Below are 22,398 nucleotides of genomic sequence, written 5' to 3'. Positions count from 1 at the left end.
CTCACGATTCCAGGCCGCGATGCCAGCGCAGCAGATGATTGTTGAGGCGGCTGACGGCGAGATCGATGGCGAGTCCGATGAGGCCGATGGTCAGCATTCCCGCGATGATCTTGTCCGACCAGAAATATTCTCGCGCCTCCAGGATGCGGAAGCCGAGGCCGTTATTGACCGCGATCATCTCGGCCACGATCACCACGATGAAGGCGGTGCCGATGCCGATGCGCGCGCCGGAGAGGATGTAGGGCGTCGCCGCCGGCAGGATCACCCGCCGGAAGATGGTTAGGCGGCTCGCGCCGAGGCTGCGGGCGGCGCGGATGTAGATGCTGTCCACGTGCCGCACGCCGGCGATGGTGTTCATCAGCACCGGGAAAAAGGCGCCGATGGCTATGAGGAACACCGCCGGCGCATTGCCGAGGCCGAACCACAGGATGGACAGCGGGATGTAGGCGATGGGCGGGATGGGCCGCAGCACCTGCATCAGCGGATTGACATAGCGATAGATGGAATCGCTCGTGCCCATGAACAGGCCCAGCGGCAGCGCGAGGCCCGCGCCGACGACGAAGCCCATCACCACCCGCGACAGGCTGGCGAGGGAATCGTGGATCAGCTCCCCGGAGAAGATCCACGCGATCCGGCTTTCCGTCGCCGGATCAAACGGTTCGAGCGGGGCGAGATAGCTCCACCAGCGCGCCGCGACGGCGGCGGGGGAGGGGAGCACCATGGGGTTCACCCAGCCGGCGGAGCAGGCGATCTGCCAGATCAGGAGCACGCCGACGGGCACGAGCAGCCCCTCGCCGAGCGCCTTGAAGCGCGAGATGTTCATGGGGCCGCCCTCACTTCACGCCGTTGGCGGACTTGGCGGCATTCAGCAGGTCGAGCTTCACCCAGTCCTCGGCCTTGGCGGGGGCGGACATCTTGCCGACGCCGTACTTGGCCATCACGTCCGTGGTCTTCTGGATGTGGTCGGCGCTCATGTCGAGGGAGTAGGGCGAGTTGGCGAGGGCTTCCTGGAATTCCTCGCCGGTGAGCTGGCCCTTGAACACGTCCTGCGTCACGAACTTCTCGGCGGCCTTGGGGTCGTTCATGAAGGTCTTCTGTGCCTTCACGAAGCAGTCCATCAGCTTCTTCGCCGTCTCGGGGTGTTCCTTGTAGAACTTCTCGCTCATCACCAGCGTGCGGATGGGCGAGCCGATGGGCGTGTCGTAGGGCTTCAGCACCTCCACGCCGAAGCCGCGGGCGATGGCCTGCGCCGACTGTGGCTCGGTCTGCATGATGGCGTCAACCTGCTTCTGCAGGAGCGCCTGGTTGAGGTCGGGATAGCCGAGGTAGACGATGGTGATGTCCTTGGCGGACATGCCGTTCTTGCCCAGCTCGGCGGCCAGCAGAACTTCCTGGATGGAGCCGCGGGTGACGCCCACGCGCTTGCCCTTCATGTCGGGCACCGACTTGATGCCGCTGTCGGGCGTCGCCAGGAGGCGCGCGCCGCCGCTGGCGAAGCCGCCGACGATGTAGATGGGCGCGCCGTTGCCACGGCCGGAGATGGCCGCCTCGGAGGCGGTGGCGCCCACGTCCAGCTCGCCGGCGAGGATCGCCTGCATCACGTCCGGACCCTTGGGGAAGAGCTTGAGGTCGATGTTGATGCCGCAGCTCGGCGCGATCTCCTTCATGTAGGAGACGCCGGCGAAATGGGCGAGCTTGAGGTTGCCCACCCGCACCGTCTCCTGCGCGGATGCCGCGCCCGCAGCAGCGGCGGACATCAGGACGGCGGACAGAAGGGTGGCGGTGATGCGGAGTTTTTTGAGCACGGCGCGTCTCCCAGAGATCCCGGCGTTGGTGCCGGTTCGGATGCGCCAGCCTTTGCACTGCGCATGCCACCCATGCGGCAGCTGCGGATCTATATTAACGTTCAGTAATCATTGAAACTTTTTCCGCCCGCCGCGGGAGGGGCGGCGGAATTCCGCCACCCGCGGCGTGGCGGCGGCGGAATTCCGCCACCGCTGGAGAGCCGCGCCGCCGGGAGGGCGGGCGTCAGCCGCAGGCCGGCGCGGCTTCGGTCCGCTGGCGGCCGCGCCGCAGCAGCACGGTAAAGACGAGGCCGGCGAGGGCCGTGCCTGCCCCGGCAAGGGAGACGGCGGGATAGCCGAGCCCGGCGTCGATCACCGCGCCGCCCAGCGCGGCACCCAGCGCATTGCCAAGGTTGAAGGCGCCGATGTTCATGGCCGAGGCGAGGTGCGGCGCCTCCGCCGCCTCGTGGACCACCCGCATCTGCAGCGGCGGCACGAGGGCGAAGCTGGCGATGCCCCAGAGGAAGACGAGCGGCACCGTGGCGATGTGCGAGCGCATGCCGGGGACGAACAGCACCAGCAGCACCGCCACCGCCGTCAGCGAGCCGATGAGCGTGCCGTCCAGCGAGCGGTCGGCGAAGCGCCCCCCGAGCCAGTTGCCCAGCGCGAGACCCAGCCCGTAGACCACCAGCATGGCGGTGACGAAGCCGGAGGCGGCACCGGTCTCCACCTGCAGGATGGGCGCGATATAGGTGAAGACCGTGAACATGGCGCTGGAGCTGACCACGGTCAGCAGCAGCGCGGCGAGCACCGGGCCGCGCATGAGCACCTTCAGCTCCGAGCGCATGTCGCTCTCGCCTTCCACCTCTAGCGGGGGCAGGGAGAGGCGCACCGCCAGCATGGCCACGGCACCGATGACGGCGATGCCGAAGAAGGCCGCGCGCCAGCCGATGGCCTCGCCCACCCAGGCGGCGAGCGGAACGCCGCCGATGGTAGCGATGGTGAGGCCCGAGAACATGGCGGCGACTGCCCCGGCGCGCTTGTCCGCCGGCACCACGCTCGCCGCCACCACCGCGCCGACGCCGAAGAAGGCGCCGTGATTGAACGAGGTGACGATGCGGCCGGCGAGCAGCATCCAATAGCCGTCGGCGAAGGCGGAGATGAGGTTGCCCACGGTGAAGATGCCCATGGAGAGCACCAGCAGACGGCGTCGGGGCATGCTGGCGAAGGCGAGCGTCATGATGGGGGCGGTGACCAGCACGCCGAAGGCATAGGCGCTCACCAGCAGGCCGGCGGCGGGAATGGAGACGCCGAGGTCCGTGGCGATGATCGGCAGCATTCCCATGGGCGAGAATTCTGTGACGCCGATGCCGAAGGCGCCGATGGCGAGCGCCACCAGCGGCAGGTTGATCTTCATGGGAGGAACTCCGGGGCAAATCGTGTTGTCCCGGAATATGGTTGACATTGCAGTGCAGCAATAGAGAGCATCCGAGACCAGAATCTGTGCGCCGGAGTCACGAATGGACCGCCCCGACCGGACCGGAGAGATGGCCGCCTTCCTCAAGGTCGCGTGCGCGGGGAGCCTCTCCGGCGCCGCCCGGGAGCTGGGCCTGACCCCTTCGGCGGTGAGCCGGACGGTGGCCCGGATCGAGGCACGGCTCGGTGTCCGCCTCATGGTGCGAACGACCCGCCAGTTGCGCCTCACCGAGGAGGGGGAGGCCTATGCCCGCGCCGCCCGGCGCATCCTCGCCGACATTGACGAGACAGAGGCGGCGCTGGCCGACCGGGCCAATCCGCGCGGCCGCATCCGCGTCAGCGCCTCCATGGCCCATGGCCGCCTCGTCATCGTGCCCCTGCTCGGCGAATTCGTGGCGCGCTATCCGGACATCGAGGTGGAGATGGAGCTGAGCGACGAGATCGCCGACGTGCTCGGTGGGCGGGTGGACGTGGCCGTCCGCTTCGGCCCCCTCGCCGACAGCCCTTTGACCGCCCGCCGGCTTGGCGAGACGGGACGCACCGTCATTGCATCCCCGGCCTATCTCGCGCGCCATGGCACGCCCCAGGTGCCGGCAGACCTCGCCCGGCACAACTGCCTCGATTTCAGCTTCCGCCGCATCGAGCCGGGCTGGCCGTTCCGGGAGGACGGGCGCGACTACATGCTGGAGGTGAAGGGCAACATCACCGCCAACAATGGCGAGACGCTGGTGCAACTCGCGGCGCAGGGCGTGGGCATCACCCGCGTCGGCAATTTCCACATCGATGAAGCCAATGCGCGCGGCGAATTTGCCAGCGGCGCGCTGGTGCCGTTGCTGGAGGAATTCAATCCGCAGGATCGCGAGAGCATCCACGCGGTGTTCGTCGGCGGCGCCAATACGCCGGCCCGCGTGCGCGTCTTCGTCGATTTCCTCGCCGAAAAGCTCCGGGGCGCGCATCCGGGAGCCTGACGTCGCCCCGCGCTAGCCTCTTGTGCGCCGGGCGCGTTCCGGCTCATCTCGCCGCCTCGGGAGAGGAAGACCCATGTCGGCGACACAAGAGAAGACACCCGCGCAAACGGGCGCCCGCAGGCCGCCGGCGCTCAGGCGCAGCTGGCTGTTCGCGCCGGGTGGCGACAAGGGCGCGCTCATGGCGGCGACCCATTGCGGTGCGGATGCGCTGATTCAGGAACTGGAGGATTTCACGCCGCCGGAGCTGCGGGCCTCGGCACGGGCCATGTCGGCCGAGGTGATGGCGGTGTGGCGCGCGGCCGGTATCGTCGCCTGCGTGCGCATCAACCCGCTGGAGGGCGACGGCGTCGCCGACCTCGCGGGCGTGATCGAGGGGCGGCCGGACGCCATCCATCTGCCGAAGATCGCCGAGCCCGCTCAGGTCATCGCGTTGGATGCGGAGATCACCCGCCACGAGGCGCGGCTCGGCCTGCCGCCGGGCGCCATCGAGATCGTGCCCAACATCGAGACCGCGCGCGGCATCATGCAGACCTACGCCATCGCCACCGCCAGCCCGCGCGTGACGGCCGTCCTATGCTCCACCGAGGATCTCGCGGAAGACCTCGACGCGCCGCGCAGCCGGGCGGCGGTGGAACTGGCCTATGCCCGCCAGCGCCTGCATCTGGAAGCCCGGGCGGCGAAGATGCTCTCCATCGACTGCCCCTACACCTTCGCCGACCCGGACGGCTGCGCCGCCGATGCCCGCACCGGCCGGGCGCTCGGCTACAGCGCCAAGAGCGCGGTGGAGCCCGGCCATATCCCCCTCATCAACGCGGTGATGACCCCCTCCGCCACAGACGTCACCGAGGCGGAGGCGGTCGTCGCCGCCTTCGAGGCCGCCCGCGCGGCCGGGCAGGACCGGGCGCGGCTCGGTGACCTCCTCATCGAGGTGCCGTCCTATCTGTCGGCGAAGCGCCTTCTCGCCCGGGCGGCGGCGCTGGGGGAATTCGGTCAGGCGGCCTCTGGGCGTTCCGCCATCCGGTAGCGGTTCCGCCCGTCCGCCTTGGCCTGATAGAGGGCGACGTCGGCGCGGCGGATGGCGGAGGCGAGGGGTTCGCCGGGCGCGACCAGCGTGCCGCCGAGGCTGGTGGTGATCCGCCGCTCCTCCGGCAGCCAGGCGAAGCGCATCTGCTCCGCCCCGGTCTTCAGCAAAGAGGCGATGCGGGCCAGGGACTCGGCGTCGGCGGCGGGCAGCAGCAGGCAGAATTCCTCGCCGCCGATGCGCCCGCACACATCCTGCGGGCCCGCGCAGGCGGCGAGCAGCGCGCCGAACCGGCGGATCACCTCGTCGCCGGCCGGATGGCCGAACCGGTCGTTGATCGACTTGAAGTGATCGAGGTCGCAGATGAGCAGGCCGGCCCGCGTTCCCGACGGCGCGCTCTCCGCCAGCCTCTCCGCGCGCTCAAGGAAGGCGGTCCGGGTGAGGACCCCTGAAAGGCCATCCCGCTCCAGCCGGCCGGTGGCCTCGCCGATCACCTCCGTCACGACGAGGGCGAGTAGCGCCACGCCGAGCATGAGAGACAGGATGCTGCCGGCGGTCTGCGAATAGCGGGCATAGGAACTCAGAAGATAATCCCGGACGCCGTTGTCGGCCCCGTTCAGCGGGATGAGCACGGACTTGGCGGCGAATTGCAGCGCGCAGAGCCCCAGCACGGCGGCGAGCACCAGATCCACCGCTCGCCGGGGCGCGAGCCGCAGGACGATGCCGGCGGCGAACGCCGTCATGGCCGCGAATGGCAATTGGTAGGTCACCGCCTGCGCCCAGCCACCACGCGGCAGATCGACCCCCACGAGCGCTTTGAACGCCACCGCTCCGACACACGCTGCGCCCAGCCACCGGAGGGACGAATCGGGCCGGTAATGGCGCCGAAGCCCCGCCGTGATGAAGAACAGCGCGGCGACCAACGAGCCGAACGAGAGGGTGGAGGCGAGCCGGACGGAAGGGATGTCGCGGGCCAGCGCCTCGATGGTGACGGTGGCGGCCGCGCACACGAACGCCGCGGCACACCAGCGCCCGAGGCGGATGGAGGACCGCCAGCTGGTTCCGAGGAAGGCTGCCGCGAAGGTCAGGCCGATCGCGCAATTGATGAGCAGCAGGAATGTGGCGTCGGTCATCGCGCTCCCTGGCTGGCCCACGTCATGTCGCCGACGTGGCGTTGCATAGTTACCACATCTGCCACCGAACCATCATGCCCCGTCCGGCCCGTCCGGCCGGCGGCCCACATAGGCGGTAACAAAATCGGGCGACATAATCGACGGAGAAGTCTCAGCTATTCCGGCATGGTGCCAAAAATTCCCGTCATCTTGGTACCGCCAGTTTAGAGATATTCTATATCAATAAGAGCGCTTCCCTGATTGACAAAGCGTGGCCGCTCGCCCCCAATCCCGCCCGTTAGCGGCGATTTGCGGGCCTTTTTCAGCCTTGCGGCAGGCCGCGCTGTAACATGGTAGTCGCGCCGGCGAGGTAGGCAGTTCGGGCCATCTGTCGCGATCCTTCTACCGATTGGGGGACTTTGAGATGCTGGATACCGTGTTTCGGACCGCCGCCCGCGGCAGCCGCGGGGACCTTGCCGGAACGCGATCCCTTCTCGCCCGCTATCTTCTGGCCGGCGTCGCCGCCGGTGCGCTGCTCGCAGCGCCCATGCTCGGCACCGCCCACGCCGCCGACGTGGCAACCAAGGCGCCTGCCGCGGCCGCGCCTGCGGAAGAGGAGGCCGAGCCCTCCATCGCCCCGCAGCTCGGCTGGCTCGGCGACTGGGGCGGCTACCGTCCGAAGCTGGCGGAAGCCGGCATCAAGATCGGCGTGAACTACATCGGCGAACTCTGGCGCAACACCGAGGGCGGCCTCGGCACCGGCACCGCCTATAACGGCCGCTTCCAGTTCTCGCTCGATGCCGACCTCGACAAGCTGTTCAACTGGAAGGGCGCGACCTTCCACGCCAGCGTGCTGCAGATCCAGGGCTCGGGCTTCTCCGGCCAGTATCTCGGCAACATCATGGGCGTCAGCAATGTGGACGCCCTCTCCACCACCCGCCTGTTCGAGCTGTACATCGAGCAGGCGTTCGGCGACGGCAAGTCCTCCATCCGCTTCGGCCAGCTCTCCGCCGATTCGGAATTCGCCATCTCGGACAACGGCGCGCTGTTCCTGAACTCGACCTTCGGATGGCCGGCCCTGTTCGCCGCCGACCTGCCGAGCGGAGGTCCGGCCTATCCGCTGGCCACCCCCGGCGTGCGCGTGAAGTGGGTGCCGGATGAGAACTGGACCGTGCTCGTCGGCCTGTTCAACGGCAATCCCGCGCCGTGCTGCGGCGACCCTCAGGAAGAGAACAAGTACGGCCTGAACTTCATCGTCAATCAGGGCGTGTTCGTCATCGGCGAAGTCGGCTACAGCTACAACAAGGGCGAGAACGCGGCCTGGCTGCCGGGCACCGTGAAGGTCGGCGGCTGGTACAATTCCAACTCGTTCGACAGCCAGGTCTACGACATCTTCGGCGTGCCGCTGGCCAATCCCGCCTCCATCGGCTGGGCGAAGCAGATCCAGGGCGACTATTCGTTCTACGCCATCATCGACCAGATGATCTGGCGCAAGCCCGGCACGAAGGACAAGGGCATCAGCGTGTTCGGCCGCGTCACCGCGGCGCCGAGCGAGCAGAACCAGATCGGCCTCTACTGGGACGGCGGCGTCACCTTCAAGGGCCTCGTCCCGGGCCGCGAGGACGACGCGTTCGGCGTCGCCTTCGGCAATGCGCGGGTGACCAGCGCGGCCCAGCAGGCCGACCTCTACACCGCCGTCTACAACGGCGCCTACTACCCGATCCGCAGCAGCGAGACGGTGCTGGAAGTGACCTATTCGGCGCAGGTGATGCCCGGCTGGACCATCCAGCCCGATTTCCAGTACATCTGGAATCCGGGTGGCGGCCTGCTGAACCCCAACGATCCGCTCGGCATCTCCCTCATCAAGAATGCCGCCGTGTTCGGCGTGCGCACCACCATCAACTACTGATCCGACGTAAAGAGCCGGGCGGCCGCGAGATGCGCGCCGCCCGGCTTTTTTGTGCCTGCCCTCCTGGTCACGGGGCTGGCGTCACCTCGAACAGGCAATGGTCGAAGCCCTCGGCGGCGCACTGCACTTCGTGCGCCGCAAGCCGGCGCGGCGCGCCCGCCTGCTCGCAGACGAATTCCAGCGCTCCGGCGAGCCAGGGCGCGAACATGTAGCAGAGCTTGCGGCCTGCCCCCTTCGTCGCCTCGGTGACGAAGGAGGAATGATCGAGCCGGATTGTCCCCGTCCCCGCCGCCGGGGCGAGCGCGAGGATGGAAAAGCGCCCCCAGCCGCGCTGGGACAGGCGCTTCATGTAGTGCGCGAACACGTCCGCGCCGGCGAGGCCATAGACCTGCGCCTGCCGCTCGCACCACACAAAGGCCGAGAGCCGGCCGGCGGGCGCCAGCGTGGCGTCGAACGCCTCCGCCCCCAGTGCCGCCTCGATGGCGAAGTGGTTGTTGTTGTAGAAGTGCTGCGGCACGAGGATCATGGGCATCTTGTCCACGAACCAGCGGCCGGTGGCCTCGTCCACGTCGATCTCGACTTCAGGCTTCGCCATCGGGACCTCGCTCCGGAGCAGGGGGACTCACTTCCCCCACACATCCTTCAGCAATTGCAGCCAGTTTCCACCTATCACCTTCTCGATGCGCCCCGTGGACCAGCCGCGCTTCTCCATCGCCGCGGTGAGGTTGGGGAAGTCACCGATCACGCGGAAGCCTTCCGGATTGATGACCTCGCCGAAGTCGGTGAGCTTGCGACCGGTGCCCTTGTCGTGGGTGATCCAGTCGAAGAAGGGCTTGCCGTAGCCCTGGGTGAAGTCGGTGCCGACGCCCACCATGTCCTCGCCGGCAATGTCGATCACGTATTCCATCGCCTCCACATAGTCCGCGACGGTGGAGGCCGGCCCCTTCTTCAGGAAGGGCGGGAACATGGTGACGCCGATGAAGCCACCCTTGTCGGCGATGAAGCGCAACTGCTCGTCGGTCTTGTTGCGCGGGTGCGCCTTGAGGCCCGCCGGGAGGCAGTGGGAATAGGCGACGCGCTGCTTCGAGGCCAGGATGGTGTCTTCCGAGGTCTTCGGACCGACGTGGGAGAGGTCGCAGAGGATGCCGAGGCGGTTCATCTCGGCTACCACGTCGCGGCCGAAATCGGACAGGCCGCTGTCGCGGCTCTCGTAGCAGCCGGAGCCCACCCAGTTCTGGGTGTTGTAGGTCATCTGGATGATGCGGACGCCCAGCTCGTGGAACAGCTCGAGATATTCCAGATGATCCTCGATGGCCGTGGTGTTCTGCCAGCCGAGGATGATGCCGGTCTTGCCGTCCTCCTTCGCCTTCAGGATGTCGGCGGTCGTGTAGACCTGCGAGATGAGGTCCGCATTCGCCGCAAAATCCTTCTTCCACTTGGCGATGTTGCGCATCGTCTCGGTGAAATTGTCCCAGATGGAGCAGGTGCAGTTGGCGGCGGTGAGGCCGCCCTTGCGCATGTCCTCGAAGACGGGACGGGAGAAGTCGGAGATGATGAGCCCGTCGATGACGATGAGCTTGTCGTGGAGATCGGACACCGGGTTTCCCCCTTTATTGGGACGCGAAAATTCGGGAAGGCTCAGGCTGCCACCAGCGTGCCGGCGTCGGGATGCCAGGAGACGCGCACCGGCTGGCCGGGCTGGAGCGGGGCAGGGCCGCCCACGGCGGGCGAGGGGCGGCGGGCGATGAGGACGAGGCCGGAGGCGGTGGCCACGCGATAGTCGATGACGAGGCCGCGATAGGTGGCGAGTTCGACCACGGCGGGAAGGGCATTGTGGTCGTCGTCCGCGCCGTCGAGCACCAGCCGCTCCGGCCGCACCGCGAGGGAGAGGTCGCCGGAGACACCCGCCGGATCGACGCGCACCTCCTCGCCGCTCGCCAGCCGGAAGCGGCCGACGCCTGCAAGCTCCCCGGGCAGGAGGTTCGTCACGCCCATGAACTCGGCGGCGAAGCGGGAGGCGGGCCGGCCGAACAGATCGTCCGGCGCGCCCTGCTGCTCGATCCTGCCGTTGCGCATCAGAACCACGCGGTCGGCCACCGACAGCGCTTCGTCCTGGTCATGGGTGACGAAGATGGTGGTGATGCCGAGCTGCTGCTGCAGGGTGCGGATCTCGGTCTTCATCTCGTGGCGCAATTGCGCGTCGAGGTTGGAGAGCGGTTCGTCCAGAAGCAGAACGTCCGGCTCGATCACCAGGGCGCGGGCCAGCGCCACGCGCTGCTGCTGGCCGCCGGAGAGCTGCTTGGGCAGGCGCTCGGCGAGGTGGGAGAGCTTCACCCGGTCGAGCGCCGTCTTCACCTTTCCGGCGATTTCGGCTTTGGGGAGCTTGCGCATCTCCAGCCCGAAGGCGACGTTCTCGGCGACGCTCATGTGCGGGAACAGCGCGTAATTTTGGAAGCCGAAGCCCATGTTGCGCTTGTTGGGTGGCAGATGGGTGAGGTCGCGTCCGCCCACGAGGATGCGCCCCTCGGTGACGGGGATGAAGCCGCCCACCATGCGCAGCGTCGTGGTCTTGCCGCAGCCGGAGGGGCCGAGCAGCGCCACGAGTTCCCCCTCGCCGATGGTGAGGGACACATGGTCCACGGCGGTCATGGCGTCGTAGCGCTTGACGATGGATTGCAGCACGACATCGGACATGAGCACGCTCCTCAGAAGGCGCGGGAGAGGCGGGCGTAGCGGTCCGACACCAGGAGCAGCACGCCGATGATGAGGATCTGCACGGTGGCCACCGCCGCCACCGTCGAATCCAGATTCCATTCGAGATAGGAGACGAGCGCGATCTGCAGCGTGGTGCGCCCCGGCCCCACGAGGAAGATCGACTTCTCCAGATCGATGAAGGAGATGACGAAGGAGAACAGCGCCGCCGCCACGATGCCTGGCTTGATGATGGGCAGCGTCACCCGGAAGAAGGTGGTGAGCCGCCCCGCCCCCAGCGATTGGGCCGCCTCCTCATAGGAGGGGCTCATGCCCACCAGCGAGGCGGTGACGAGGCGCACGGTCCATGGCAAGGCGATGAGACCGTGGGCGACGAACAGGCCCGGCAGGGTGCCGGAGATGTCCACGTCGAGCAGGATCTCCAGCTCGATGAAGGCCATGAACAGTGCCGCGCCGCCGACGATGCCCGGCACCACCATGGGCGAGAGCAGGAGCGTCTGGATGGCATCGCGACCGGGGAAGCGGTAGCGCACCAGCGCGAGGCTCGCCGGCACGCCCAGCGCCAGCGAGATCGCCACCGCCACCAGCGCCGTCTCCACGCTGGTGATGAAGCCGTTGCGGAAGGAGTCGAGCGCCCACGCGCGGGCGTACCAGTCCAGCGTGTAGCCCGTGGCCGGGAAGGAGAGGATGCGGTTGGCGAAGAAGCTGACCCAGATCACCGCGCCCAGCGGCAGCACCACGAAGGCGAGCACCAGGGCGGTGATGGCGGCATAGATGCGGTTGACGGCGAGAAGTCCCATCGGTCCCTCACTCGCTCCAGCGCCGGTAGCGGCGCTGCACCAAAACGTTGGCGGTGGTGGTGAGCACCAAAGTCACGGCCATAAGCACGAAGGCGAGCGCCGCGCCGAACGGCCAGTTCATGGCTTTCGCCACCTGCTGGTAGACGGTGGGCGCCATCATGTGGAAGCTCGGCCCGCCGATGAGCACCGGCGTCGCATAGGCGTTCATGGAGAGGATGAAGCAGAGCATGGTGCCGGCGAGGATGCCCGGCAGGGCCAGCGGCAGCACCACGCGCCACAGCACGGTGAGATGCGAGGCGCCGAGCGACTGGGCGGCGGATTCCAGGTTCGCGTCGATGCCCTCGATGACGCTCTGGAGTGTCACGATCATGAAGGGCAGCAGCACCGAGACGAGGCCGATGACGACTGCGGTGGGCGTGTACATGAGCTTCACCGGCGAGAGGCCGATGGCGCCGATGACGGCGTTGAACAGCCCCTTGTCGCCGAGGATGACCATCCACGCCGCGGTGCGCACCGCATTGCCCATGAGCAGCGGCAGCACGATGAGGAGGAGGAGCCGCCCCTTCCATTTGTCGCTCGCCTGCCGCACGAGGAAGTAGGCGACCGGGAAGCCCGCCACGAGGCACAGGAGCGTCGAGAGGGCGGAGATCCAGAGCGTGGTGCCCAGCACCTCCTGATAGAAGCTGTCGGCGAAGAAGCGCGCGTAATTATCGAGCGTCAGCGCCTCCACCATCATCTGCCCCGGCACGAACCGGTTCAGCGAATAGCGGAACATCAGCGCCAACGGCCCCATCAGCGCCAGCAGAACGTAGATCGTCGCGGGCGCCGTGAGGCCGTAGGCGGGGGCGAGCCGCCGCCCCTCCCGCCCGCGCGGTGCGGGCGGGGATGCTGTCGCCGCCGGCGCGGTGGCGCCGGAGCTTGCGGAGGAGGACATGTCGGCCTCGCTCAGCGGGCGATGTTCTTGTTCCACCACTCCAGCCATTCCGCCGTATTCTTGGCCACGTGCGCATAATCCGGGAACTTCAGCGCGGCGGCCTCGGCGGCGGTGAAGTCCACCTTCGCCTTGAGCTCGGGGGACAGCTCCGCCTTGCCGTTGGCCGGAGCGTAGAAGCTCGCGCCGGCCAAGCCGGCCATGGCCTTCGGGTCCAGCATGGCGTTGAAATAGATGTAGGACAAATCCGGGCTCGGCGCCTTCTTCGGCAGGGCCGCGCCGAACATCACCGCGATGGCGCCCTCGGAGGGATAGCCGATGGCGAGGGGGGCGCCGTCATTGGCCCATTGCAGGCCGCGCGCCTTGTAGTTCACCGCGATATCCACCTCGCCATTGACGAGGCCCGCGCCAAGCTGCTGGTGGGCGGCGTAGATGCGCGGCTGGGTAAGTTCCTTCAGCTCGAGGAGGCGGGCCTTGCCTTCCTCGGTATTCGTCACGTTGCCGCCTTTGATGAGGCCGGCCATCATGATGTAGTTGAAATAGAGCTGGTTGGTGAGGCCGATCTTCCCGGCCCATTTCTTGTCCCACAGCTCGGCATAGGACTTGGGCGGGTTCGGCACCTTGTCCTTGTTGTAGATGATCGTCACGCCGCTGTAGAGCCACGGCACGAAGAAGGGCTTGGACTTCAGCGCCGGCACCACGTTCGCGTAGTTCGGCACCTTGGAGAAGTCGATGTTCTCGATCACCTCCTGCCCGTAAAGCTCGACGCTGTCGCCCTCGTTGATGTGGATGACGTCGATGGTGCCACGGCGCAGCCGCTTCTCGGCGATCAGCTTCGCCTTGCGCTCGGGCTCCATGCCGAGGTCGCGGACGATCTTGATGCCCTGGCTCTCCACCAGCGGGGCTTCCACGAACTTGATGGTGCGCTCGTTCCAGTCGCCGCCCCAGTTGGAGACGACGAGGGTCTTCTCCTGCGCCGCCGCGAGGCCGGGCAGGGAGACGGCGGCCGCGCCCGCGCCGAGGCCGGCGAGGACGGCGCGGCGGGAGGGGGCGCCGATGAGCTGGTCGATGAGCTTGGTCATGTTCGCCTCTGGATTATGATTTGAAGTCGAACGCTTAAAGCCGGCGGCGCTGGGGGGCGCCGCCGGGGAATTCACTCTTGTGCACGCGCCCTTGCCCCACGACCGACCGTCATCCCCCGGCTTGTCCGGGGGATCCACCGATGGGCCGGGGCGGCTCCCGCATAGGAAGCACCGCGGTGGCGGCCGGGTGGATGCCCCGGACAAGCCGGGGCATGACGGCGGTCCGAGAAGGTCACGCCGCCGCCTTGGACTTGCCGCCCACCTCGTCGAGATAGGCGATGCAGCGTTCCAGCGGCTCCACGTCGGCGAACTTGGCGTCGATGTCGAACAGGTTCCACGCCACCGCGCCGGGCACCCGATCACCGATGCACTCCTTCACCGCGATGGTGCGGAAGCCCTCGGCGAGGCCGTCGCACAAAGTGGTGCGTACGCAGGCCGAGGCGGTGACGCCGGTGACGAGGATGGTGTCCACGTTGTTGGCGCGCAGGAAGCCGGCGAGATAGGTGCCGTGGAAGGCGGAGGCACGCTTCTTGATGAGCACCTGCTCGCCCGCCACCGGCTCGATGCGGCTGTCGATGGCCCACAGCTCGGGCTTGGCCTGATCCACCACCTCGATCGGGATCTTGTGGTGCCAAAGGCCCATGTCGGTGGCGGCCTTGGTCTCGTCCGTCACCTGATAGCAGGTGGTGACGTGGACCACCGGGTGGCCGTTGCGCCGGCAGGCGGCGAGCAGCGCCTGCACGCCGGGGATGATCTGGTCGTCGATCTTCTCGCAGGTGAAGGGATTGCCCGGGCGGGTCCACGCATTGGCGAGGTCCACATTGATGAGCGCCGGTCGCCGACCGAAGCCGACCCGCCGCTGGAAGCCGTTGCGCTGGTAAAGCTGGGTTGCCTGCTCGAAGGCGCGCGTCAGCGCTGCGTCGAGGTCTTCCTCGAAGGCCATGTCCTTGATCCCTGATGGTTTTGCGCCCGTTGCCACCGGGCTCGCAGGGAGAAGATTGGGCGAGGTCAGCCGGCTTGGGAAATTCTAATTTCGCCGCTATTGATATCTCATGTGGTATCAATAAGCATGCGCTTCGATCTTCGCCACGTCCGCTGCTTCGTGCTCCTCGCCGAGGAACTGCACTTCGGCCGCGCCGCCCAGCGGGCCCACATGACCCAGCCGGGCATGAGCCGCCTCATCCGCGATCTGGAGCAGGACGTGGGCGTGCCGCTGTTTGCGCGCACCACCCGCACCGTGGTGCTCACCGAGGCCGGGAAGGCCTTCCTCGCGGAAAGCCGGGAGGCGCTGGCGCGGCTGGAGCGGGCGGTCACCAGCGCGCGGCGCACGGCCGGCGGGGAAGTCGGCGTGCTGCGCATCGGCTACATGGACTTCGCCATCAACGGCCGGCTGCCGGAGTTTCTCAACAGCTTCAGCCGCTACCGTCCGGAGATCCGGCTCGAATTGTCCTTCACCCCGACATTGCAGCAGCAGGAGGCGCTGCTCGCGGACCGCATCGACATCGGCTTCATGATCGGGCCGTTCGAGGAGGCGGGCATGGCGAGCTACGCCTTCGACGACAACCGTTACGTGGCGCTGCTGCCCATCACCCACCCCCTCTCCAACGTGCGCGTGCTGCGCCTCGCCGACCTCGCGGACCAGCCGTTCGTGCTGGGCTCGGGCCAGAACTGGGGCGCGTTCCGCACCGCTTTCTTCGCCGTCTGCCACCGGGCTGGTTTCACTCCGCGCATCGTGCAGGAGGCGTCGTCGTCCGAAGGCATCTTCGGGCTGGTGGCGGCGGGGGCGGGGGTGTCGGTGTATGCCAGCTGCGTGCGCAACCTGCAGCGGCGCGGCATCGTCATCCGCGACCTCGACGACGTGGCCGACAAGCTCGTCACCTGCGCTGCGTGGGCCACTCCGGTGCGTGCGCCGGCGGTGACGGTCTTCACCGACTACATGCGGCGGGTGTGGGGCGGGAGTTGAGCGCAGCTTCGCTCCGTCGCCGCGCGGGGTCTTTGGGGGCTTTCGCTCAAGCGCCGCGCGGGTTCTTCCGGGGCTTTCGCTCCGTCGCCGCGCGGGCTTTGAGGGCGGGGACGCCCTCAGCGCGCTTTCGGATAGAGCGGGGCGAGCCCCCGGGCGGTGCCGGACTTTGGCGGCGTCCGGGCAGCCTTGCGCTCGGCGGCGAAGGCGGAGCTGAAGCCGCGGCCGTCCCAGGTGTCGCCTTCCCCCGCATAGAGATGGCGGCTGATCTCATGCAGCGCCGCTGCCATGGCCGGCGTGCGGGCCGAGGCCGTGCCCGCATGGCCCGGCCCCGAGGCCCGGTTCCAGTCGAGATAGGCGCGATAGGCGGCGGTGGCGTGGCCGGCCTTGCAGGCGGCCTCCACCGCACCGGCGGCGGTCTTCTCGTCGGGCGCCACCATCCTGGGCCGCCGCACGGTGGGGCGCGCCGGGGACGGGCGGCCGGGGCGCGCGGGGCGGCGGAGATCGGGCCGCTCGGGCGGCTCGGCGACGGCGCTGGCCTTTCGCCCCGCACGCCGTCCGGAGAACAGGAGGAAACCGGCGATCATCACCACCACCAGGGCGATAGCGGCCATGTCGCGGAGCGGCAGCGGGCCGGCATCGTCGGCGGGCGCCGCCTGCGGCTTGGGCTCAGTCTTCGCCGCGGGCGCCGGCGGCGGGGCGAGACCGGCGGGGTCGGCCGATCCCGACACCTCCAGCGTCACCGGGGGAAGCTGGGCGGTCTCGGCCCGGCTGGCGGCGATGTTCCACCAGGGCACCGTGATGGCGGGCAGCGTGATCGATCCGGCGCGGGTCGGCACCACGGTGATATGGACTTCCGCAACGGCGCCGGGCGCGCCTCCCACCTGGGCGGCCTGGGGATGCTCCTCGTCGGCATACTGGCGCACGCCGTCCGTCTCCGCTGGCTTCAGCGGCGGCAGCTGGGCGGGGCTCGCGCCCTGCACCTCCAGCCGCAGCGTGCGGGTGAGGGCGACGCCCACCTTCGCCTTGGCCGGCGGGCTGCTCCAGGTCTCCTTGAGGCGCACCGCACGGGCCGGCAGGAACCAGCCGGTCACGCCGGCCGGGCGGGGCTGTATGGTCACCTCCACCGGATTGGCGAACACCGTGACCTTGCGGCCCGAATCGAAATTGCCGCCGAGCCACGGCATGGCGGGACGCCCGAGCGCGCGTGCCTGCTCCTGCGCGCCGGGCGGGGAGGCGGGGATGGAGGCGCGCAGGGCGACCGAGGCGATCTGGATGGTGCCGGTGCGCTGCGGCCGCATGATGTAGCGCAGCTCCACCACGCGGTAGCGCTGGCGGTCATAGACGCGGCTATAGCGCTTCAGCGTGCCGTCCGGGGTGAAGGTGGCGCCGTCCGCCGCGGGCTGGTCCGCCTGCGCCTCAAGCGCGCCGATGCGGTCGTACATGCGCACGACCACTGGAATTTCGCTCTGGAGGTAGAAGGGCGGGGTGCCCTGCACGTCTACGGAGAGCGAGACCGGGCCGTCGTCCGGCGGCTCGGCGATGGAGCCCGGCGCCACGTCCATCTCAATGGGGGCGCTCGTCTCGCTGCCGAGGGTGAGGGCGGGAATCACGAGATGGCCGGCGCGCTTGGGCGCCAGCGTCAGCACCCATTCGTTCACCTCCACCATGCGGCCGTTGACGCTCTCCATGCGGCTGCGCTTGCCGCGATCGAGAATCTCGAAATCCCTGTTGAGGGGGCTGATGTTGGGCGGCTCCAGGCTGTCCCGCCCGATCACGCTGAGCACCAGCTCGAAGGTGTCTCCCTGGTCCGCGGGGGGCTTTTCCACCGTGGCCTTGAAGGCCGCGGCGAAGCCCGCCGTCGCCCACAGCGCGAGCGCGAGAGAGACGAGGCCGGTGCGGAGGGCGGCGCGGATCATTGTGCATCCCCCTCGGAGAGGAAGACCGGCGCGCCGGTGTACTGGGACCGGATCCGCGCGCGCAGGAGCCCGCCGGGATCGTCCGGCACCTGCCGCAGCGCCTGCTCGCGGCTCTGGTCGTCGTCGCTGAACGCCACGGCCGGGGGTGTCTGGGCCGGCGGCTGGGGCGGCTTCGGCTGCGCGACCTGGGAGGGCGAGGTCGGCGGCGCGGAGAAGGCGGCGTTGGGGTCCTGCTTGGCGGCGTTCGGCCCACCGTCCTTGTCGTCCGGCATGGGCGGCGGGGGAGCCTTGGGCGTCACCGGCTCGGCAGGGATGTCGCCGGCCATCGTCTCCGGCTGCTCCTTGGCGGGCTGCTGCTGCGACGGCTGGGGAGGGGAATCGGGCGGCGGCGCCTGTTGCCCCTGCTCCTGGGGCTGCTGGCGGGGCGGAGCGGGCTGCTGCTGCGCCAGCTCGGGCGGACGGCGCGGCGGCAATGGCGCAGGCGGGGGGAGGGGACCCGACTGCGGGCTGTTCTGTGCGTCCTGCGGCTTGTCCCCGCCGGGCTTCTGGTCCTGCTTCTGCTTCTGGTCGGACTTGGGATCAGATTTGGGGTCGGGCTTCTGGTCCTTGTTCGAATCCTGCCCACCACCACCGCCGCTGGCCTGGTTCTGCTTCTGGTCCTGCTTCTGCTTTTCTTCCTCTTGCTCCTTCTTGGCGTCGATCAGCTTTTGCACAAGATCGCGGTTGAACTTGGCGTCGGCATCGTCGGGCTCGGCGGCCAGCGCCTTGTCGTAGGCGGCCACCGCCTCCTCGAGCCGCCCGGCGCGCGCCAGGGCATTGCCGCGGTTGTAGTCGCCGCCGGGCAGGCGGGAGAAGGCCGCACCGGCACCGGAATAGTCGCCGGATTTGTAAAGCGCAGCGGCCTTCCAGGCCGGGTCCTCGAACTTCTGCGCGCCTGCGGCAGAGTCGCCCCGGGCGAGGTCCGCCGCGCCCTGCTGGTCGGGTCGCCACCACAGGTCCGCCCAGCTCTGCGGCAGGTTCTGCGTGAGGGTCTGCTGGATCGTCTGCGCGTGCACCGGCTGCGGCGACCCGAGGCCGCCGAGGGCCGCGACGGCGAGGACGGCGATCCAGCCGCGCCGAAAGGCGAGGGGGGCGAGCAGCACCGCGAGAAGCAGCACGTAAGGCCCCATGTCCGCCCACACGTCGGCGGTGAAGCCCTCGCTGTCGGTGACGGCGCCGTTCGAGCTGGCCGCCGGGGGCAGGGCGTAGGCGATGTCGCGATCGTCGGCGGTCAGCGGGGTATAGGCGCCCTGGCCGGCCGAGGCGATGGCCGTCAGCGCCGCGGTGTCCACCGCCGGTGCGCCGTTGGCCCCGCCCGCGCCGACGCCGATCACGTTGACCTTGTAGCCGTCCGCCGCGGCCGCCTTCGCCGCCGCCTGCGTCTTGCCCGGCTCGTCGCCCGGGCCGTCGGTGACGAGCAGGATGCGCCCGCTCACCGCCCCGGCCCCCTTGAGCAGGTCGATGGCCATGGCGATGGCATCCTGCGGGCGGTTGACGTTGCCGCGCATGAGGTTGGTGGAGAGGTCCGGCAGCATCTGCGCCACCACGTGGGCATCCTCGGTCAGCGGCGCAGCGGCGAACGGGATGTCCGAATAGAGCACCAGCGCCACCTCGCTTCCGCGCATGCGCTGGAGCACGTCGGCGATCTTGTAGCGGGCGGCGACGAGGCGCGACGGGCTGGCGTCCGGGGCGTTCATGGTCGGGGAGAGGTTGACCGCGATCACCAGCGGATCGAGCCGGCCCGTCACCGGCTGGGGCAGCTTCTGCCAGGTGGGGCCGGCCATGGCGAAGACGGCAGCGACCCAGCCGGCGAACAGCAGCACGGCCGGCCATTGGCCCGAGGCGCGCCGCCCCGGCAGAGCGAGGTGGGCGAGGAGGTGGGGGTCCACCACGCGCGCCCAATCGTTGCTGCCCTCGCGCAGCCGGCGATGGAGCAATCCGGCGAGGAGCGCCGCCGGCAGCAGCGCCAGGAGCCATTCCGGCCGCAGGAAGTGGAAGCTCGCCATCAGCGTGCCTCCGCAACCGGCAGGGCCGGGGTCTCGCCCGCCGGGGCGTCCTGCGGGGCGGGCGCATCGGCCGCGCGGCGAGCGGGCAGGCGCAGCAGCAAGACGGCGGCGAACAGGAAGCTCGCGACCAGCGCGGCGCCGAGCGGCCAGAAGAACAGGGTGAGGGCCGGACGCACATATTGCGGATCGCCGGCCACCGGCTCCAGCTTGTCGATCTCGGCATAGATGCCGGCGAGCCCCTGCTGGTCGCGGGCCCGGAAATACTTGCCGCCGGTGAGGCCGGAAATGGCCTTGAGCGCGCCCTCGTCGAGGTCGGAGGACGGGTTCATGGGCGCGCCGGGGATGAACTCCCCAGCATCCGAGCCGACGCCGATGGTGTGGATGCGCAGATGCTCCTTCGCGGCGATGGCGGCGGCCTGGAGCGGATCGAGCACGCCGGAGGTGTTGGCGCCATCGGTGAGCAGCACCACCACCCGCTCCTTCGCCGGGCCGTCGCGCAGGGTCTTCACCGCGAGGCCGATGGCGTCGCCGATGGAGGTGTTGCGCCCGGTCATGCCGATGGTCGCCTGGGCGAGCAGGTCGCGCACCACCCGGCGGTCGAGGGTGAGAGGCGCCTGCACATAGGCGCGGGTGCTGAACAGGATGAGGCCGACCCGGTCGCCGGCGCGGCGGGCGATGAAGTCGTCCGCCACCTGCTTCACCACCTGCAGGCGGTCCATGGGTCTGGTGAGGGCAAGGTCGCGCTGCGCCATGGAGGCGGAGAGATCGATGACCAGCATGATCTCGCGCCCTTCGACCGGAACCTCCACCGGCCGGCCCACATAGATGGGCTGGGCGGCGGCGACCACGAGCAGGGTCCAGATGAAGGCCAGCGCGGCAAGGCGCGTCTTGCTCCAGGCCGGTCGGCCGGGCGTCACCAGTCCGGCCCGGGCGAGGGCGGCGAAGAAGGGCAGGCGCAGCGCGCCGGCCTTCTGCTCGCGGGCGCGCGGGATCGCGAAGTAAGCGAGGAGAGGGGCCGGCAGCAGCGCCAGCATCCAGGGCCAGGCGAGCGTAATCATCGGCGCGCCCGGATATGGCGCCGCACCGCGTCGGCGAGGGCGGCGGGGGTGATGCTGCCGGCGGCCACCTGCTCCGCCGTCTGCGCCGGCATGTAGGGGGCACGGGCGAGAAAGGCCGCCTCCCGCGGGGCGAAGGGGGCGCGGCCGGTGACGAGCAGGCGCGCCCAGGCCTCGCCGGTGAGCGTCGCCTTCGCCTCGCCGGACTCGGCGCGCACCAGACGGCGCAGCACGTCGGAGGCGGCAACCGCGACGGCGTGGGTGTCGTCCGGCTCGGCGCGGCCGACCTCGGCATCGAACATCTTCAGGGCCTTGTAGGCGAGCGTCTGCCGCCAGCGCCACTCGCGCACCGCGAGGATGATGGCGACCAGCACCACCAGCCCGGCGAGCATGTACCAGCCCGGCGCCAGCGGAAAGAACGGCACGTCGGGGGGCAGGTGGATGTCGCGCAACGCCGCCAGCGGGTCCTCGGCCGAGCCCGGCACGGGCGGGGGGGCGGGCGGTGCTCCGTTGAGGAAATCCGGCGTCTGGAAATTGGGCGGCGTCGCCGTGCCGGGCGGCGGAATGAGGGTCGTCGGGCCGGTGCTGGCCGCCGGAACGGACGTGTCGGGCGCGAGTGCGGGGCTGGTCATCGCGTCCCCGTCCGTCCTGTGCCGGGCGCGATGGCCCCGGCTGCGCCGGCCCGGGCCGAGACCGCCGCCTGCCGCATCCGCTCGGGATTGAGGACCTCCGCCGGGTCGCAGCCGGTCTCGAGGTCCATCAGGGTGAGGCCGCGCTCGCGGCACAGCCGCTCCAGCGCGCCGCGCCGTTCGGCGAAGCGGCGGGCATAGCCCTCCCGCTGCGCCGCGCGGCTGTCGTCGAGCCGGGCGACCGACACCCCGTCGGTGACGGGGAAGACGCCGCCGGAGGGCATCTGCGTCTCGAGCCGGTCATAGACGAACAGGCAGGTGACGTGCCCGTCCAGCGCGATGCGGCCGAGTTCGCGGGCGGCGTGCTCGTCGAGATCGGCGAAATCGGAGACGAGGAAGATCAGCGTGCCGGGCTTCACCAGCGGCCGCAGCCGGGCCAGCGCCTCGCCCAAGGTCGGCTCCGAGCCCGGCGGGCCGAGGCGTTCGGCGGTGGCGTCGGCGATGGAGCGCACGAAGGCGAGGATGCGCCGGCGGGTGCGCTCGGCACGCAGCGCGATGATGCCGGAGGGCGCCAGCACCAGCCCGCCCACCCGGTCGCCGCCGCCGATGCCGATCCAGGCCAGCACCGCCGCCGCCTTGGCCGCCAGCACGGACTTGAAGCAGTCGCGCGTGCCGAAGCGCATGGAGGCGCGCGTATCCACCAGCACCAGCACCGGACGCTCGCGCTCCTCCTGGAACAGCTTGGTGTGCGGCGTGCCGGTGCGGGCCGTCACCCGCCAGTCGATGGTGCGCACGTCATCGCCGGGATGGTAGACGCGCACCTCGTCGAACTCCATGCCGCGGCCGCGGAAGGAGGAGCTGTGGCCCCCGTAGAGCTGGCTGCTGACGCGCTTGCCGCCCGAAAAGCCGCCCTGGACGCGCGGACGCGCCGCCACCAGGTCGGCGAGGCGGGCAACGACGCCACGGAGCGGATCGCGCTCTGCCATGGAGTGTGT

Annotated in this window: 20 protein-coding genes; 4 read left to right on the top strand and 16 right to left on the bottom strand. The window is 69.5% G+C overall.

The genetic code is table 11. The features are described 5' to 3' along the window. Window position 1: 1 nt before the first annotated feature. The 3 genes from ACT54R_RS03185 to ACT54R_RS03175 all read right to left on the bottom strand — a co-directional run bounded on the left by ACT54R_RS03185 (window position 2) and on the right by ACT54R_RS03175 (window position 3,201). Window positions 2-823, bottom strand: coding sequence for an ABC transporter permease (locus ACT54R_RS03185; RefSeq protein ID WP_476323536.1), 822 nt, complete (start codon window positions 821-823; stop codon window positions 2-4). A gap of 10 nt (window positions 824-833) precedes the next feature. Continuing rightward, window positions 834-1,805 (bottom strand): ABC transporter substrate-binding protein, encoded by a 972-nt coding sequence (locus ACT54R_RS03180; RefSeq protein ID WP_476323533.1) that lies wholly within the window; start codon window positions 1,803-1,805, stop codon window positions 834-836. Window positions 1,806-2,028: 223 nt separating this feature from the next. Continuing rightward, window positions 2,029-3,201, bottom strand: coding sequence for an MFS transporter (locus tag ACT54R_RS03175; RefSeq protein ID WP_476323530.1), 1,173 nt, complete (start codon window positions 3,199-3,201; stop codon window positions 2,029-2,031). Between the two features lie 103 nt (window positions 3,202-3,304). On the opposite strand from ACT54R_RS03175, the gene ACT54R_RS03170 reads away from it, so the two are divergent. Together ACT54R_RS03170 and ACT54R_RS03165 are read left to right on the top strand one after the other, a co-directional pair. Then, window positions 3,305-4,228: a LysR family transcriptional regulator gene (locus tag ACT54R_RS03170; RefSeq protein WP_476323527.1), complete on the top strand. Its 924-nt coding sequence runs from the start codon at window positions 3,305-3,307 to the stop codon at window positions 4,226-4,228. Between the two features lie 73 nt (window positions 4,229-4,301). Then, entirely contained in the window at window positions 4,302-5,252 is a 951-nt protein-coding gene (locus ACT54R_RS03165; protein WP_476323524.1) for an HpcH/HpaI aldolase/citrate lyase family protein, read from the top strand. Here ACT54R_RS03165 and ACT54R_RS03160 read toward each other — a convergent pair. Beyond that, on the bottom strand, window positions 5,219-6,382 hold the full coding sequence (locus tag ACT54R_RS03160; RefSeq protein ID WP_476323521.1) for a GGDEF domain-containing protein: 1,164 nt from the start codon (window positions 6,380-6,382) through the stop codon (window positions 5,219-5,221). The genes ACT54R_RS03165 and ACT54R_RS03160 overlap by 34 nt on opposite strands. A gap of 403 nt (window positions 6,383-6,785) precedes the next feature. Between ACT54R_RS03160 and ACT54R_RS03155 the strand changes: the two genes are divergently transcribed. Continuing rightward, a complete protein-coding gene (locus ACT54R_RS03155) occupies window positions 6,786-8,270 on the top strand; it encodes a carbohydrate porin (protein ID WP_476323518.1) in 1,485 nt (494 codons plus the stop codon). 67 nt (window positions 8,271-8,337) lie between these two features. Here ACT54R_RS03155 and ACT54R_RS03150 read toward each other — a convergent pair whose 3' ends face one another. The 7 genes from ACT54R_RS03150 to ACT54R_RS03120 form a co-directional block, all read right to left on the bottom strand. Beyond that, a complete protein-coding gene (locus tag ACT54R_RS03150) occupies window positions 8,338-8,865 on the bottom strand; it encodes a DUF5943 domain-containing protein (protein ID WP_476323515.1) in 528 nt (175 codons plus the stop codon). Between the two features lie 27 nt (window positions 8,866-8,892). Then, window positions 8,893-9,867, bottom strand: a complete 975-nt coding sequence (locus tag ACT54R_RS03145) for a dipeptidase (protein WP_476323512.1) — start codon at window positions 9,865-9,867, stop codon at window positions 8,893-8,895. Between the two features lie 41 nt (window positions 9,868-9,908). Further along, on the bottom strand, window positions 9,909-10,964 hold the full coding sequence (locus tag ACT54R_RS03140) for an ABC transporter ATP-binding protein (protein WP_476323509.1): 1,056 nt from the start codon (window positions 10,962-10,964) through the stop codon (window positions 9,909-9,911). An 11-nt stretch (window positions 10,965-10,975) separates the two neighbouring features. Beyond that, complete coding sequence (locus ACT54R_RS03135) at window positions 10,976-11,782, bottom strand: ABC transporter permease (protein ID WP_476323506.1); 807 nt, start codon at window positions 11,780-11,782, stop codon at window positions 10,976-10,978. A 7-nt stretch (window positions 11,783-11,789) separates the two neighbouring features. Beyond that, complete coding sequence (locus tag ACT54R_RS03130) at window positions 11,790-12,716, bottom strand: ABC transporter permease (protein ID WP_476323503.1); 927 nt, start codon at window positions 12,714-12,716, stop codon at window positions 11,790-11,792. An 11-nt stretch (window positions 12,717-12,727) separates the two neighbouring features. Then, a complete protein-coding gene (locus tag ACT54R_RS03125) occupies window positions 12,728-13,795 on the bottom strand; it encodes an ABC transporter substrate-binding protein (protein WP_476323500.1) in 1,068 nt (355 codons plus the stop codon). 232 nt (window positions 13,796-14,027) lie between these two features. Next, window positions 14,028-14,738, bottom strand: a complete 711-nt coding sequence (locus ACT54R_RS03120) for an isochorismatase family protein (protein WP_168461011.1) — start codon at window positions 14,736-14,738, stop codon at window positions 14,028-14,030. A 126-nt stretch (window positions 14,739-14,864) separates the two neighbouring features. On the opposite strand from ACT54R_RS03120, the gene ACT54R_RS03115 reads away from it, so the two are divergent. Then, complete coding sequence (locus ACT54R_RS03115) at window positions 14,865-15,758, top strand: LysR substrate-binding domain-containing protein (protein ID WP_476323497.1); 894 nt, start codon at window positions 14,865-14,867, stop codon at window positions 15,756-15,758. Between the two features lie 116 nt (window positions 15,759-15,874). Here ACT54R_RS03115 and ACT54R_RS03110 read toward each other — a convergent pair whose 3' ends face one another. From ACT54R_RS03110 to ACT54R_RS03090, 5 genes are read right to left on the bottom strand one after another with little or no spacing between them, the layout of a single operon-like run. Beyond that, entirely contained in the window at window positions 15,875-17,674 is a 1,800-nt protein-coding gene (locus tag ACT54R_RS03110; protein ID WP_476323494.1) for a BatD family protein, read from the bottom strand. After that, the gene (locus ACT54R_RS03105; protein ID WP_476323491.1) at window positions 17,671-19,719 is read right to left on the bottom strand and encodes a vWA domain-containing protein; all 2,049 of its coding nucleotides are present in this window, start codon (window positions 19,717-19,719) and stop codon (window positions 17,671-17,673) included. The genes ACT54R_RS03110 and ACT54R_RS03105 overlap by 4 nt, the downstream gene beginning before the upstream one ends. Beyond that, the gene (locus ACT54R_RS03100; protein WP_476323489.1) at window positions 19,719-20,777 is read right to left on the bottom strand and encodes a vWA domain-containing protein; all 1,059 of its coding nucleotides are present in this window, start codon (window positions 20,775-20,777) and stop codon (window positions 19,719-19,721) included. Before ACT54R_RS03100 ends, ACT54R_RS03105 begins: the two co-directional genes overlap by 1 nt. Continuing rightward, window positions 20,774-21,406 carry a DUF4381 domain-containing protein gene (locus ACT54R_RS03095; RefSeq protein ID WP_476323486.1) on the bottom strand — a complete coding sequence of 211 codons (633 nt, stop codon included), beginning with the start codon at window positions 21,404-21,406 and terminating at the stop codon, window positions 20,774-20,776. The genes ACT54R_RS03100 and ACT54R_RS03095 overlap by 4 nt, the downstream gene beginning before the upstream one ends. After that, window positions 21,403-22,389, bottom strand: coding sequence for a DUF58 domain-containing protein (locus tag ACT54R_RS03090; RefSeq protein ID WP_476323483.1), 987 nt, complete (start codon window positions 22,387-22,389; stop codon window positions 21,403-21,405). Before ACT54R_RS03090 ends, ACT54R_RS03095 begins: the two co-directional genes overlap by 4 nt. Window positions 22,390-22,398 lie beyond the last annotated feature (9 nt).

The organism is Xanthobacter sp. DMC47, from assembly GCF_056313845.1.
Note: the sequence above shows the minus strand (reverse complement) of the source record. Positions and strands in the feature narration are given on the sequence as shown.

Coding starts and splice junctions, on each gene's coding strand:
- ACT54R_RS03115 (WP_476323497.1), top strand. CDS start 14,865: ATGCGCTTCGATCTTCGCCACGTCCGCTGCTTCGTGCTCCTCGCCGAG.
- ACT54R_RS03100 (WP_476323489.1), bottom strand. CDS start 20,777: ATGATTACGCTCGCCTGGCCCTGGATGCTGGCGCTGCTGCCGGCCCCT.
- ACT54R_RS03120 (WP_168461011.1), bottom strand. CDS start 14,738: ATGGCCTTCGAGGAAGACCTCGACGCAGCGCTGACGCGCGCCTTCGAG.
- ACT54R_RS03155 (WP_476323518.1), top strand. CDS start 6,786: ATGCTGGATACCGTGTTTCGGACCGCCGCCCGCGGCAGCCGCGGGGAC.
- ACT54R_RS03105 (WP_476323491.1), bottom strand. CDS start 19,719: ATGGCGAGCTTCCACTTCCTGCGGCCGGAATGGCTCCTGGCGCTGCTG.
- ACT54R_RS03110 (WP_476323494.1), bottom strand. CDS start 17,674: ATGATCCGCGCCGCCCTCCGCACCGGCCTCGTCTCTCTCGCGCTCGCG.
- ACT54R_RS03165 (WP_476323524.1), top strand. CDS start 4,302: ATGTCGGCGACACAAGAGAAGACACCCGCGCAAACGGGCGCCCGCAGG.
- ACT54R_RS03185 (WP_476323536.1), bottom strand. CDS start 823: ATGAACATCTCGCGCTTCAAGGCGCTCGGCGAGGGGCTGCTCGTGCCC.
- ACT54R_RS03150 (WP_476323515.1), bottom strand. CDS start 8,865: ATGGCGAAGCCTGAAGTCGAGATCGACGTGGACGAGGCCACCGGCCGC.
- ACT54R_RS03090 (WP_476323483.1), bottom strand. CDS start 22,389: ATGGCAGAGCGCGATCCGCTCCGTGGCGTCGTTGCCCGCCTCGCCGAC.
- ACT54R_RS03160 (WP_476323521.1), bottom strand. CDS start 6,382: ATGACCGACGCCACATTCCTGCTGCTCATCAATTGCGCGATCGGCCTG.
- ACT54R_RS03175 (WP_476323530.1), bottom strand. CDS start 3,201: ATGAAGATCAACCTGCCGCTGGTGGCGCTCGCCATCGGCGCCTTCGGC.
- ACT54R_RS03135 (WP_476323506.1), bottom strand. CDS start 11,782: ATGGGACTTCTCGCCGTCAACCGCATCTATGCCGCCATCACCGCCCTG.
- ACT54R_RS03130 (WP_476323503.1), bottom strand. CDS start 12,716: ATGTCCTCCTCCGCAAGCTCCGGCGCCACCGCGCCGGCGGCGACAGCA.
- ACT54R_RS03125 (WP_476323500.1), bottom strand. CDS start 13,795: ATGACCAAGCTCATCGACCAGCTCATCGGCGCCCCCTCCCGCCGCGCC.
- ACT54R_RS03140 (WP_476323509.1), bottom strand. CDS start 10,964: ATGTCCGATGTCGTGCTGCAATCCATCGTCAAGCGCTACGACGCCATG.
- ACT54R_RS03170 (WP_476323527.1), top strand. CDS start 3,305: ATGGACCGCCCCGACCGGACCGGAGAGATGGCCGCCTTCCTCAAGGTC.
- ACT54R_RS03095 (WP_476323486.1), bottom strand. CDS start 21,406: ATGACCAGCCCCGCACTCGCGCCCGACACGTCCGTTCCGGCGGCCAGC.